The organism is Providencia rustigianii DSM 4541, assembly GCF_000156395.1.
In the GTDB taxonomy this organism is placed as follows: Bacteria; Pseudomonadota; Gammaproteobacteria; order Enterobacterales; family Enterobacteriaceae; genus Providencia; species Providencia rustigianii.
The window spans coordinates 62,058-74,792 of the sequence record NZ_GG703817.1; the positions used below are offsets into that span (position 1 = coordinate 62,058).

Below are 12,735 nucleotides of genomic sequence, written 5' to 3' on the forward strand. Positions count from 1 at the left end.
TCACACCCTGAGCTACCTGTCCCTGAAGCTTACGCAAGTTTTCCCCTTCAACTCCATTAAGAAGGGGAGCGCTTGTCGCTTTACCGTAACAATTAATCTTCGCTGATACGGCTACCAACTGCACCTTGTTGGTTTTTATATTTGGCATCCTGCCGACTATTATAAGGACGATCGGCGCTGCCTGACAGTGGTTCAAAGCTCAGTGCTCCAATCACCATACCCGGACGCAGGGCTAAAGGCAATTTACCTGAATTGTAAAATTCTAATACAATCTGGCCACACCAACCTGGATCAATACGGTGGGCGGTCACGTGAACCATTAAACCAAGTCTAGCCAAAGATGAACGACCATCCAACCAACCAACAAGGTTATCAGGAAGTGTTACAGACTCAAGGGTCACTGCTAAGGCTAGCTCCCCTGGATGGAGGAAGAAAGGCTCATCGTCTTTAAGGATAATTTCATCGCTCATGACTCGATTTAAAGCCGCAGTAACCTCATCTTTGGGTCCACTAAGGTCAATAAATGCCGCTGTATGGCCTTGAAAAACACGGAATTGATTTCCAAGCCGCACATCGGCAGTCGCACCATTGATTCGTTCAATTGGTGGGCGCGGGTTAATAACTAATCGACCTTCATCCATCCACTGAATTATATCGCGGTCACAAAGACGCATGATCACTTTCCCCCTTCATTATTTTATGTATCCATAACAGTATTATCGTTGGTTATGTGTGGCACAATTACTCTTGACAGAATTCACCAATTTTAGCTTTCAAAATATCAATCGCCACACGATTTTTACCACCACGAGGGACGATAATATCGGCATATTGCTTTGACGGCTCAATAAATTGTAAAAACATTGGACGTACCGTTTTATTGTACTGGTCAATCACTGAATCTAAGGTTCTGCCCCTTTCATTAACATCACGTTTAATACGACGCATTAAGCAGATATCCAATGGCGTATCCACAAAAATAGAGAAATCCATCTCTTCACGTAAACGCTTATCCGTTAATAATAGAATACCTTCAATAATAATGACTTTTTTTGGTTTAAAACTAATAGTTTGTTCTTTACGGGTATGAGCAACATAGTCGTACTGAGGAATCTCTACGGATTGGCCACTTTTTAGTGCCTTAAGGTGTTCATAGAGTAAGCTGTGATCCATGGAGTTCGGATGGTCATAATTAACCTTAAGTCGTTCTTCCATTGGAATATTTGTTTGATCTTTATAGTAGCAGTCTTCTGGAATAACACCGATATTATGATCACCGACCTTTTCTCTTAATTCCCGATATAAGGTACTCGCAATTAGGCTTTTGCCAGATGCAGAGGCTCCCGATATACCTACAATGGTACAGTGATGCGATGTGTCAGTCATAAAATGGTAACCTGGTTGAAAAATTTTGATATGAAATGCATAACAGCAAAATGTTATGGTTGGCGGGAATTATAGGGGGTAATGACACGCGGCACCAGCCTCAGTCATCAAACTCTGATAAAAAAACATCTTCAGTTTTGTATTACAGCATAATTAAAACTGTTTACGCCCTTCTAAAGCTGCAATACGATTTTCTATAGATGGGTGCGTTGAAAATACCGAATCACCTTTATTGAAAATATAGGCCGCCTTACGGTACGCCTGACCAGTGCTTTGATCATCATAATCATGCTGCTGATGATTACCTGAAATTTTCTTCAATGCGCTGATCATCGCTTGGTTATCTGACGTCAAATCTACTGCCGCAGCATCCGCCATATATTCACGAGTTCGAGATAAATAGAAATAGAGAACTTGGGTAATAATCGGTAATAGGATATTCAGTAATAATAAAATTGTTTGTGCTTTATTAGCAGAATTATTACGGCTACGCCCCGCTGAGCGAATAAAGATTTGGGCAAATAAATTGGTCACGGTCAGAATAACGTTGGCAAGGATCCCAACATACAGCGTCAACTTTGAATCCCCGTGAATAATATGCCCGACTTCGTGAGCCAGCACCGCTTGTACTTCTTGGCGGTTTAAGGTTTGCAACAATCCTCGGGTCACGCCAACTAAGGCATTTCGAGAATTCCAACCGGCAGCAAAAGCATTAGGTTCATCACTTTCGAGAATATATAGACGCGGAATATAGCCTAATGTGGCACTTAAACTTAACTCTTCGAGAATATTGAATAATTGTCGTTCTTCTGGAGTTGATGCGCCTTCTTGAGTAATTTCTCGGGCATTCATTCCCGCAAGCATCAATTTATGCCCGAAGAAATGAATATATAGCAACCCAAGAAATGTCAGTCCTAAGATAATCAATGTCGCTACAGGTAACTGTTGAAACGTCATAAAGCTAATCAGATTAGAGGTAAAATCAATTCTCTCATCAGGATGAGTTGCAGTATCAGCAAGTAATCCGATAACCAGCATCAAAAAAATATAACTCATCACAACTAACCGAGTACGAAAGTTATTTTTGCGAATGACGTTTCTAAAATCCATAATAAAAACCTGCCAGTAGCGACACTAACTTAGTCGACATAAATTTAGTCGAAATTAATTCGGCGAGATTCTTCAGCTTTAATTTCAGCTTCATCTAAACGCCAATATTCTTTAGAAATTTTCAAACTTGGAATAATGCCGACAATCAGAGCTGCTGGCATCGATGCAATATAGGCATTATAAGTTTCTAGAGAGCGATTATAGCCACGTTTAGCGAAAGACAGCTTGTTTTCTGAAGAAACAATTTCTTCCTGTAAATTTGCCATAATGGCATCAGATTTTAGCTCTGGATAAGCCTCAACGGCGACATTAATTGCCCCGCTGCTAACCATTTTAGATAGTGCATCTTCCGCTTCACGAGCTTGGTTACCCGATGCATTTTGCGATTGCGCTCTTAATTCTGTAATTTTGCTAAAAACTTCCGACTCATGACTTAAATATTTTTTGACCGTTGCCAGTAAGCTATCAAATACTTTTCCGCGACGATCCAATTGAACTGAAATTTCGGTTTCACTGGAGATTACTGCTTCACGTAGTGCCACGATACGGTTATAAAAATAGATAACGATCAGTACCAGCACGACAATAAAAATTAAAAATTTCATAATCACCTTTTAGGCGGTTTGCCATCGGAATAAACACAGTCATTTATTAGGATTAAATACACTTATTACCTGACATTCTACGCAGCATCTAATGATAAAGAAACTGTTTCGAGATAAATCAGAACAATCGAAAAATAAGATTTTTTGCAACAAAAAAGGCTACTTAGTCATTAACAACTAAATAGCCCTTTATCAGTTCAGATTAATTATACCGCGCGGAAAGAAATCTCTGTTGGGATCTTATCCCCTTCCCAGTACATTAATGCTGAAATATTTGAGGCAATTTCACGGTAAATATCCGCAAATTCGCCTTCAGGGTCACGCATCACAGTCGGTTGACCACGGTCAAGGTCTTCACGTAATGAGATATGTAACGGTACCTGACCTAACAGTTTTGTATTGTATTTTTCAGCCAATTTCTCTGCACCACCGGTACCAAAGATAGGCTCAATATGGCCACAGTTACTACAAATATGTGCGCTCATATTTTCAACAACACCCAGTACAGGCACGTTGACTTTCTTAAACATCACAATACCTTTCATCGCATCCACTAATGCGATGTCTTGCGGTGTGGTTACAACCACTGCGCCAGTCACAGGAATATTTTGTGATAGAGTCAATTGGATGTCACCTGTTCCCGGTGGCATATCGATGACCAAGTAATCCAGATCTGGCCACAATGTATCTTGCAGCATCTGCATTAAGGCTTTACTTGCCATTGGGCCACGCCATACCATCGCGTTGTCATCGGTGACTAAGTAACCAATTGAGTTGGTCGCTAAACCATAGGCCATGATAGGAGCCATGTGTTGACCATCAGGGGATGTTGGTCGTTCTAGCGTAGTTCCTAACATGTTTGGGATGGATGGACCATAAATGTCCGCATCCAAGATCCCAACTTTGGCACCTTCTTGCGCTAATGCTAAAGCCAAGTTAACGGAAGTACTGGATTTACCCACCCCACCTTTACCTGAGCTCACCGCAAGAATATTACGAACGCCATTGATGCCAGGCAAATCATTGGCACGTTTAAGCGTCGTGATATCGTGGCGAAGTTTCCATTCAATGGCGTGAGCACCCGTCAATTGCTTTAATTCAGCGGTTTTTTCGCTAATCAGCGTTTGAAATGGTCCTTTCCAGACAAATGGCATAACTAATTCGACATGCAACACATTGTCCAACAACGCACAATGATGCAATGCTTTGATTGATATCAAATTGCGCTGGAGTGTTGGGTGTGTAAATGAAGCCAAAACAGTGGAGACTTGTTCAGTCAGCAGTTCTGGTTTGTTCTGCTCGGGGGATTTATCGTTCATCCCGGCTCCTTTATTTTCTTTTTTAACTACAGATTTTTGACTACGATGCATGATAGCAGAGAACGAAAAAAATAGTGACCGCCTAGCGAATGAAAAACCACAAACAGTAAAAATTTGTTTCCACCCTCAATTTTTTCCTGCTAAACGCCGATTAATATTTTATTGCCCTAGCGACATCTTTATTGATCGGTTAACATCAAAGACCCTTTATTAATAATGGAAGTAAGAAAGTTACTATGTCTCAAGTCGCGAATAAATTACTGGTAACCTGTGCGTTACCATATGCTAACGGTTCAATCCATCTCGGTCATATTCTGGAGCACATTCAGGCTGATATTTGGGTCCGTTATCAGCGAATGCGCGGCAAAGAAGTTCATTTTATCTGTGCTGACGATGCGCACGGAACCCCGATCATGCTGAAAGCTCAGCAGCTAGGCATTTCTCCAGAAGAGATGATCGCGGCAATGAACCAAGAGCATCAGAACGATTTTGCTGGCTTCCAAATTAGCTACGATAACTATCACTCAACCCATAGTGAAGAAAACAAACAGTTATCTGAAATGATTTATGGCAAGTTAAAGAATAATGGTTTTATCAAGAGTAAAACCATTTCTCAGCTTTACGATCCGGAAAAAGGCATGTTCTTGCCAGACCGTTTCGTCAAAGGAACTTGTCCAAAATGTAAAGCGGAAGACCAATACGGCGATAACTGTGAAGTTTGTAGCGCAACGTATAGCCCAACAGAACTGATTAATCCTCGTTCTGTTGTCTCTGGTGCCACACCAGTTATGCGTGAAACTGAACACTTTTTCTTTGACCTTCCTGCATTTAGCGACATGCTCCAAGCATGGACTCGCTCAGGCGCACTGCAAGAGCAAGTTGCGAACAAAATGCAAGAGTGGTTTGAATCTGGTTTACATCAGTGGGATATCACTCGAGATTCTCCTTATTTTGGTTTCGAAATCCCAGATGCTCCCGGTAAATATTTCTATGTCTGGTTGGATGCTCCAATTGGTTATATGGGGTCATTTAAAAACCTCTGTGACAAGCGTGGAGACCTAAACTTTGATGAATTCTGGAATAAAGATTCTAAAACCGACCTATATCACTTCATCGGTAAAGATATCGTTTATTTCCACAGCCTGTTCTGGCCAGCAATGTTAGAAGGCAGTAACTACCGTAAGCCAACTAATCTATTTGTTCACGGTTATGTGACAGTCAACGGTGCCAAAATGTCTAAATCTCGCGGAACATTTATTACCGCGCGTTCTTATTTAGATAACCTTGATGCTGATTGTCTACGTTATTACTATGCCGCTAAACTTTCTTCAAGAATCGATGATATCGATTTGAATTTAGAAGATTTTGTTCAACGCGTGAATAGCGATATCGTCAATAAAGTGGTCAACCTTGCTTCACGTAATGCGGGCTTTATTGCTAAGCGGTTTAGCGGAAAATTATCTGCAAATCTGGCTGAACCTGAGCTATACCAACAGTTTGTTGATGCCGCACAAGTGATTGGCGACGCTTATACTAATCGTGAATATGGTAAAGCAGTTCGTGAAATCATGGCTCTGGCTGATATTGCAAACCGCTACGTTGATGAAAAAGCCCCTTGGGTTGTCGCGAAACAAGAAGGCAAAGATCAAGAATTGCAAGATATCTGTTCAATGGGTATCAACCTGTTCCGTGTATTAATGACTTACCTAAAACCTGTTCTTCCAAGCTTAACTCAGCGCGCTGAAGATTTCTTAAATGTGAAATTAGAGTGGGATGCAATCAACAAACCGTTACTTAATCATGATGTTGCTCCATTCAAGGCATTATTCAACCGCATTGAGATGGCTAAAGTTGAAGCAATGGTAGAAGCCTCTAAACAGACTATCCAGCCGGTAAAACAGCTAACAGGACCTCTGGCAGATGATCCAATTCAAGAGACAATTAATTTTGATGATTTCGCAAAAATTGACCTGCGTATTGCCTTAATTAAGCAAGCTGAGTTTGTTGAAGGTTCTGATAAGTTACTAAAATTACAGTTAGATATTGGTGGTGAAAATCGCCAAGTCTTCTCTGGCATTCGCTCTGCATATCCAGACCCTAAAGTGCTGGAAGGCCGCTTAACCGTTATGGTTGCTAACCTTGCTCCACGTAAAATGCGCTTTGGTATCTCTGAAGGCATGGTGATGGCAGCGGGTCCCGGCGGTAAAGATATTTACTTACTGAGCCCTGATAATGGCGCACAACCAGGAATGCAAGTTAAGTAAGCCATTCTTGTTGTTGCTAATACGGCATTAAATACTGTAAGCAAATAACGGAGCCACTCTTGTGCGCTCCGTTTTTTTATGAATTTTTATTTGTGATCTATGGCACATTTTGCAAGTTAATTGTATGATGAATGCCTGTCGAGCTATAGGACAAGTCCCATGTCACTTAAACAAGTATTGATAACCGGATGGCAATATTTGCGAGCCTTCGCAATACTTTATCTCTGCCTCATTATCGGAAATCTAATTTCCAAACTACTTCCTTTCTCCATTCCCGGTAGCATCGTGGGAATGTTATTACTGTTTGTGCTACTCGCCTTACAAGTCATTCCTGCACATTGGGCAAAACCAGGTTGTAGCATCTTACTGAAAAACATGACGATACTGTTTGTACCGATTGGTGTAGGGATCATGAATTACTATGATTTACTCAGCCAACAAATGATCCCGATCGTTGTGTCCTGTATAGCAAGTACGGTGATCGTCATGATTGTGGTCGCGGTCAGCTCTAACTATATCCATAAAGAACGTCCCATTGTTGGTGCTAAGCCAGATGAAGTTCCACTTCCCCCTGAAGATGCTATCTCTTCAGTTACTACCGATAATAAACCAAAGGGGAATGAATAATGTTTGAGCATATTTGGTGGTCACTACCACTCACCATCATTGTCTTTTATTTGGCAAGAGCACTGTCGATTAAGTGCAAACTACCTATTTTAAACCCATTATTATTAACAATTGCGGTGATTATCCCACTGTTGATTTTCACTAGCACCCCCTATGAGCACTATTTCGCAGGCAGTAAGCTCCTTAATGATTTACTGCAACCTGCGGTTGTTGCGCTAGCATTTCCACTCTATGAGCAAATGCACCAAATTCGAGCGCAATGGAAATCACTCTTTAGTATTTGCTTTGCGGGCAGCTTAGTTGCCATGTTTACAGGTGCTGCCATTGCGCTGTGGTTAGGCGCAACGCCAGATATTGCTGGCTCTATTTTGCCAAAATCAGTCACTACGCCGATTGCCATGGCTGTCGCCGATTCTGTTGGTGGCATTCCTGCCATTAGTGCAGCTTGCGTGCTGTTTGTTGGGATCTTAGGAGCAATGTTTGGTCACAGTTTATTTGATGTACTACGCATTCGTACTCACGCATCAAGGGGTTTAGCCATGGGAACCGCCTCCCACGCATTAGGAACTGCCCGCTGCGCCGAAATTAACTATATTGAAGGCGCCTATAGTTCACTCGCATTAATGACATGCGGTGTCATTACTTCACTCCTCGCTCCATTCCTATTTCCTATCATTCTGCATTTATTTGGCTAAACTGAATCAATAAGAGAGGTAATTAACCTCTCTTATGCCAATTAGACACCAAAAACTTGAGATACATCTCTCATTTACTGAATTTGTTTCATCGCTTTCATTCACGGAGTGATAATGATCACATTAACACCCCTGATTTATTGAATAGAATGAAAGCAATTAAATAGGGAGAGTAACTCATGCATTCAAGATTTAAGTCCGCTTGGTCCGAACTTCCAGAAAAGTTACAGTCTGTACTTAAACCTATCATGGATAAGCCAGACTTTTCAGCCATGCTAACTGCTGAGCAAGTCAAACATATCAAAGCTGAAAGTGGATTCACTGACAGTGAGCTTGCATTTTTATTGCTACCATTTGCAGCGGCTTATGCTGTCACACCGATTTCTCACTTTAATGTGGGCGCAATCGCTTGCGGGGTTAGCGGTAATTTATACTTCGGCGCTAACATGGAATTTAGCCATGTTTCTATTGGTCAAACCATTCACGCTGAACAATGTTCAATTACCCATGCATGGTTAAAAGGCGAAAAACAGCTGACATCTATTACAGTTAACTACACGCCTTGTGGTCACTGCCGACAATTTATGAATGAGCTTCGTGAAGGCGGTAAAATCATGGTGCATTTACCACAGCGCCAAGCCGCAACATTACATGATTATTTACCAGATTCATTTGGTCCATCGGATCTGAATATCACCACCTTACTGCTTGATACTGTTGACCATGGCTATGCGAATCAAAGTCGTGATCGCTTATTATCTGCTGCAATTGATGCCGCAAATCAATCCCATGCACCGTACAGTAATTCTCATTCAGGTATTGCAGTGCAATTAAAAGATGGCTCTTTATTTACCGGGCGCTACGCAGAAAATGCTGCATTTAACCCAAGCTTGCCGCCACTACAAGCCGCTCTGATTATGGTGAATTTAGCAGGTAAAGATATTACATCGATTGATCAAGCGACTCTGGTTGAGAGGCAAGATGCGATTGTGCAACAGTGGTGTACAACAGAAAATACATTGCGCGCTTTAGGTTGCCAAAAAGTGGAACGTATTTATTTGGATGGGTCCATTTAACCGTTATTTAATTTAAACCATATTTAATTGAAAACAAATTAAATATTCAAAATTAAGACGGCGGTTATTGTGAGTTTATCAACTTCAATAACCGCCGTTTTTTATTAAAATATTATTGAGTGTGGATACAGACTAGAATGAAAATCTGGATGAAGGGCTGCTATAACCGCCACTATAGTTAAATTCAGGCATGCTGGGTACTTGTGGCACGCTAAAATCACGACTGAAAGAGCTTGATGAGTGGTTCATGGACGACATGTGGTCTCTTAAGTTATCAACGGTTCGATCCATCTGGCTCTCACCTATTTGAAAATCATTCGGCCTATATACACTCACAGGAAATCCTCGGTGTCCTGAAGATATTATTTCAATTGGTGCATGATTATTAGAATAACCAGCAGAAGGATTCCTGCTAATTACATCATCAACCATAGAGTTATATTTATCGATATTGGGTTTATAATTAACTGATGGGGAATTAAACAATCCGGTTTCTGGCAATATATAGGCGGGACGTTCAAGGTAATACTCAGTAAGTCGATTTTTATGCTCAAATTCTGTTTGTCCAACCCAATCCGTTTGTGTTGAATATTTGTCACTATTTTCGGATGGATGATCCCAAAAAGATAATCGGTTGGTTCCCCGATCAATTAATGGATTTCCCGTTTCATACACTAATGCTCTAGCTTCATTAAGACCGATTTCTAGGGAAGGTGATTCAAAAAAACCATATGTCTTTTTTAAAGTTATTGTCACACTATCTACTGCATTATCTATGTCTATCACTCTTCTCATCCAGCGATGAGTTTGTAATTGTTTATTTGCAGGTGCGTCATATAAACTTTCAAACATAATATTCATAGTGCTTAAACTTAATTCAGCCTCCTTTTCAGTATCACCTACTGCATCTAGCGCTTTTTGCCAGTACACCTCTCTATCTTTTTCATCAGGGATGACATTAAAAACAGGTTGTAAAGTCCACGCTTCCGCGGGTAATTTGTATCTCTCAAAAACACGCTCATGAAATGCCATTGCTTCTTTATAATTAATATCTCCTATTATTTCTGTAACACTATTTTGAAGTCTATTCCTTAGCGTATGTATATAAGCATAAGCCATATCAAAACGTATTTTTTCAAGCTTAACCTCATTATATATATGACCATTCTCAATTATAACTTCTTCTAAATAGTTTAGTGCAAATCTTCCTGAAAACGAATCTCCTTTAACGACACTATTTGCTAGTGGTGCATATCTGTCACCTTTACTAGCTAAATATTCATACATTAATTCAGGTTTTTTAGTCAATACTAATATTTTTAGAGCTTTTGATGTATCAGTCCACGTTAATTTTACACTTCCTTGTCTGTTTATTTCATTCCGCATATGTAACCTCTACTTTTTTATATGTTCATAAATGAAGTGAATAACATCACCCTTTACTTTATCCCAAATAGCTAAATCTTCAGATTTTATAATTACTTCAATTTTTATACCAATTTTAGGAATTAAAAAAAAACCATCACATCGGCTATAGATACCATCAGAAGGTACCCATAAACACTCAAATAAATCACTTACTCCATCATTATTTACCCTCCAATAATAACCATACCTATCATTTTCAGGATCAATATACTTGTTCATTTTCTTTAGTTTTACTTCATTAAAATATAAATTCAATTTTTCATTATATGAAACATCTCCTTTAACTTTCTCCTCTCCTCTATCAAGATAAATATATCGTTTATATTCAAGATAACCTTTAGGATCACCATCGAGTGGTTCAATAGAAAATCTAAGTTTTTGATTTTCCCCGTTTTCATTTATATCTAAAGGCTTCATGGCAGGCCAACTCATCACTAATGGTAAAACTCGAAAGTTTGCATCACAACCTTTTTTATTTTCTAAAAATCTTGAATCGAAATAACTATAACCTTCATATTCTGCAAAGGTGTAGACATAGTTGCTAGGTACTTCAATGATTGTATCGTTGAACCTCCCACAAACAAAACCTGGCCGATTATCTGCCATTGATATACTTGAAATTAATAAGATAAACATAGAAAAAATAAATTTTATTTTCATATTATGCACCTAAATTTTTCAGGGATTTATTTTTTATAAATAAAGCTCTCTTCAACCATCGTCATGGTTTTTTCCATTTCAATAACTAGGGGTATTTTTCTCATTCTATTTAACCAGCGTTGGCTTTTTTCCCGCTTTTCAATGGATGAACTTTCTGCCTCAGTCTTCATTTTAAACCACAAATCAACAAATATTTTCTCTGCCGATTTTCTTTCAGGATTAGAAATTATGTCTTTCCAAAATTCATCCCGTTCACTTTCATTAAAAACACCATAAATATCAGCAAAAAACCATGCATCATAAGGTAACCCTGATGCTTTAAATCCATTCTTATTAATAACAACTGCCTCATGAAAACTAATGCTTTCAGTTCTAACTTCTTGACCTTTATTCAGTTCAAGCCAATTTTTTAAATATGTTGCATAAGCTAATGCAGATTCAAAATGAAATTTTTCCATTGTTTCTTTTGATAATGGTTGATTATGTTCTTCCATAGTCACCTTCATATACTCAAGTATTATTATCGTAAAAATAGATATTTCATCTTTTTTTAGATTATTCGCTACAGACTGAAATGAGAAAAATAAAAAAGTGAAAATAAAAATAAATTTTTTATATTTATGAAATATTGCAGTCATTATTTACCGCTCTCAAATTTGGCTATAACATTTTCATTCCACATAAAATTAATTTTGTTATCAAGATAATTTATTGCTGGAATTTTTCTAACAATTGATAACCACCTCATACTTTTCTCTTGTTTTACTGATGGCAACTTTGTCGCTTCACTCATCATGGAATACCATATTTTCATTAACACGGTTATTTCTTCTTTTTTTCCACCTTTATTTATTGCATAGAGATAGCCTTTCCATATTAGCTCACTATCTTCTTCATCTAACGCCTCGAAAATAAAATGAAAAAACCATGCATCATGAGGTATATTCGCATCATCCAATGAATTATAATAAAGTTTCATCGCTTCTTTATAACCAATCTCTTCATTAAAGCATTTTTTATTTAGTTCAATTAAATCAAAGATAACCTCACTAAATTTATATTTACTGTAATCACTCTTTTTGATTACGTTTGATTTTATTTTTGATTCATATAAATACTTAAACTGTAATACAAAAAAAAGCCTAACCCCTCCTGTAACTTTATTTTTATCTTTAGTATAAAATTCATTCTGCTTAATGGATGTAACTTTATTTGATGACTTAAAATCCTGACAAGAGCATAAAAATAGCATTGATAAGATAGCGATATATTTCCATTTCATAAGCACCACCAATTAATAATCATTTAAATCAGAAAAAAAACCTAAATGAATTAAAAACATGCCGCAATATATGATATATAAAAATATATTTAGCATGCTCAACATAAGAATACTTATCTCTAAATAATGACTAATACCTCACCAAACAGTTAAATAAATTTAATCCATATCAAAGTGATACCGAGCCTTGAAAAACTTGATATTGTTCTGGAGATAGAAATAACTTTGAATAAGCGTGATCCACTCGCTGTCATTTTGATAGGATTCCGTAGTAAAATCCTCA

The 12,735-nt window shown here is 38.4% G+C and carries 13 protein-coding genes; 4 read left to right on the plus strand and 9 right to left on the minus strand.

Annotated elements, in window-relative coordinates:
* Positions 1-92 precede the first annotated feature (92 nt).
* The 5 genes from dcd to apbC form a co-directional block, all read right to left on the minus strand.
* Positions 93-674 carry a dCTP deaminase gene (gene dcd, locus PROVRUST_RS00340; RefSeq protein ID WP_006812671.1) on the minus strand — a complete coding sequence of 194 codons (582 nt, stop codon included), beginning with the start codon at positions 672-674 and terminating at the stop codon, positions 93-95.
* Between the two features lie 67 nt (positions 675-741).
* Positions 742-1,386 carry a uridine kinase gene (udk, locus tag PROVRUST_RS00345; protein ID WP_006812672.1) on the minus strand — a complete coding sequence of 215 codons (645 nt, stop codon included), beginning with the start codon at positions 1,384-1,386 and terminating at the stop codon, positions 742-744.
* 153 nt (positions 1,387-1,539) lie between these two features.
* The gene (gene htpX, locus PROVRUST_RS00350; RefSeq protein ID WP_006812673.1) at positions 1,540-2,496 is read right to left on the minus strand and encodes a zinc metalloprotease HtpX; all 957 of its coding nucleotides are present in this window, start codon (positions 2,494-2,496) and stop codon (positions 1,540-1,542) included.
* Between the two features lie 44 nt (positions 2,497-2,540).
* Entirely contained in the window at positions 2,541-3,101 is a 561-nt protein-coding gene (locus PROVRUST_RS00355; protein WP_006812674.1) for a LemA family protein, read from the minus strand.
* Between the two features lie 206 nt (positions 3,102-3,307).
* Positions 3,308-4,420: an iron-sulfur cluster carrier protein ApbC gene (gene apbC / locus PROVRUST_RS00360; RefSeq protein ID WP_039854339.1), complete on the minus strand. Its 1,113-nt coding sequence runs from the start codon at positions 4,418-4,420 to the stop codon at positions 3,308-3,310.
* 236 nt (positions 4,421-4,656) lie between these two features.
* Here apbC and metG point away from each other — a divergent pair, with 236 nt between their 5' ends.
* The 4 genes from metG to cdd all read left to right on the plus strand — a co-directional run bounded on the left by metG (position 4,657) and on the right by cdd (position 9,082).
* Positions 4,657-6,684 carry a methionine--tRNA ligase gene (metG, locus tag PROVRUST_RS00365; protein WP_006812677.1) on the plus strand — a complete coding sequence of 676 codons (2,028 nt, stop codon included), beginning with the start codon at positions 4,657-4,659 and terminating at the stop codon, positions 6,682-6,684.
* Between the two features lie 159 nt (positions 6,685-6,843).
* Entirely contained in the window at positions 6,844-7,311 is a 468-nt protein-coding gene (locus PROVRUST_RS00370; RefSeq protein WP_006812678.1) for a CidA/LrgA family protein, read from the plus strand.
* Positions 7,311-8,006: a CidB/LrgB family autolysis modulator gene (locus tag PROVRUST_RS00375; RefSeq protein WP_006812679.1), complete on the plus strand. Its 696-nt coding sequence runs from the start codon at positions 7,311-7,313 to the stop codon at positions 8,004-8,006. The genes PROVRUST_RS00370 and PROVRUST_RS00375 overlap by 1 nt, the downstream gene beginning before the upstream one ends.
* 179 nt (positions 8,007-8,185) lie before the next feature.
* Positions 8,186-9,082, plus strand: a complete 897-nt coding sequence (gene cdd / locus PROVRUST_RS00380; protein WP_006812680.1) for a cytidine deaminase — start codon at positions 8,186-8,188, stop codon at positions 9,080-9,082.
* A 132-nt stretch (positions 9,083-9,214) separates the two neighbouring features.
* On the opposite strand, the gene PROVRUST_RS00385 is transcribed toward cdd, so the two are convergent.
* The 4 genes from PROVRUST_RS00385 to PROVRUST_RS00400 are packed head-to-tail and all read right to left on the minus strand — an operon-like array spanning position 9,215 to position 12,452.
* On the minus strand, positions 9,215-10,468 hold the full coding sequence (locus PROVRUST_RS00385; protein WP_006812681.1) for a hypothetical protein: 1,254 nt from the start codon (positions 10,466-10,468) through the stop codon (positions 9,215-9,217).
* 9 nt (positions 10,469-10,477) lie between these two features.
* Positions 10,478-11,170, minus strand: coding sequence for a hypothetical protein (locus PROVRUST_RS00390; protein WP_006812682.1), 693 nt, complete (start codon positions 11,168-11,170; stop codon positions 10,478-10,480).
* A gap of 26 nt (positions 11,171-11,196) precedes the next feature.
* Positions 11,197-11,808: a hypothetical protein gene (locus PROVRUST_RS00395; protein ID WP_006812683.1), complete on the minus strand. Its 612-nt coding sequence runs from the start codon at positions 11,806-11,808 to the stop codon at positions 11,197-11,199.
* Positions 11,808-12,452 carry a hypothetical protein gene (locus tag PROVRUST_RS00400; RefSeq protein ID WP_006812684.1) on the minus strand — a complete coding sequence of 215 codons (645 nt, stop codon included), beginning with the start codon at positions 12,450-12,452 and terminating at the stop codon, positions 11,808-11,810. The genes PROVRUST_RS00395 and PROVRUST_RS00400 overlap by 1 nt, the downstream gene beginning before the upstream one ends.
* Between the last annotated feature and the right edge of the window lie 283 nt (positions 12,453-12,735).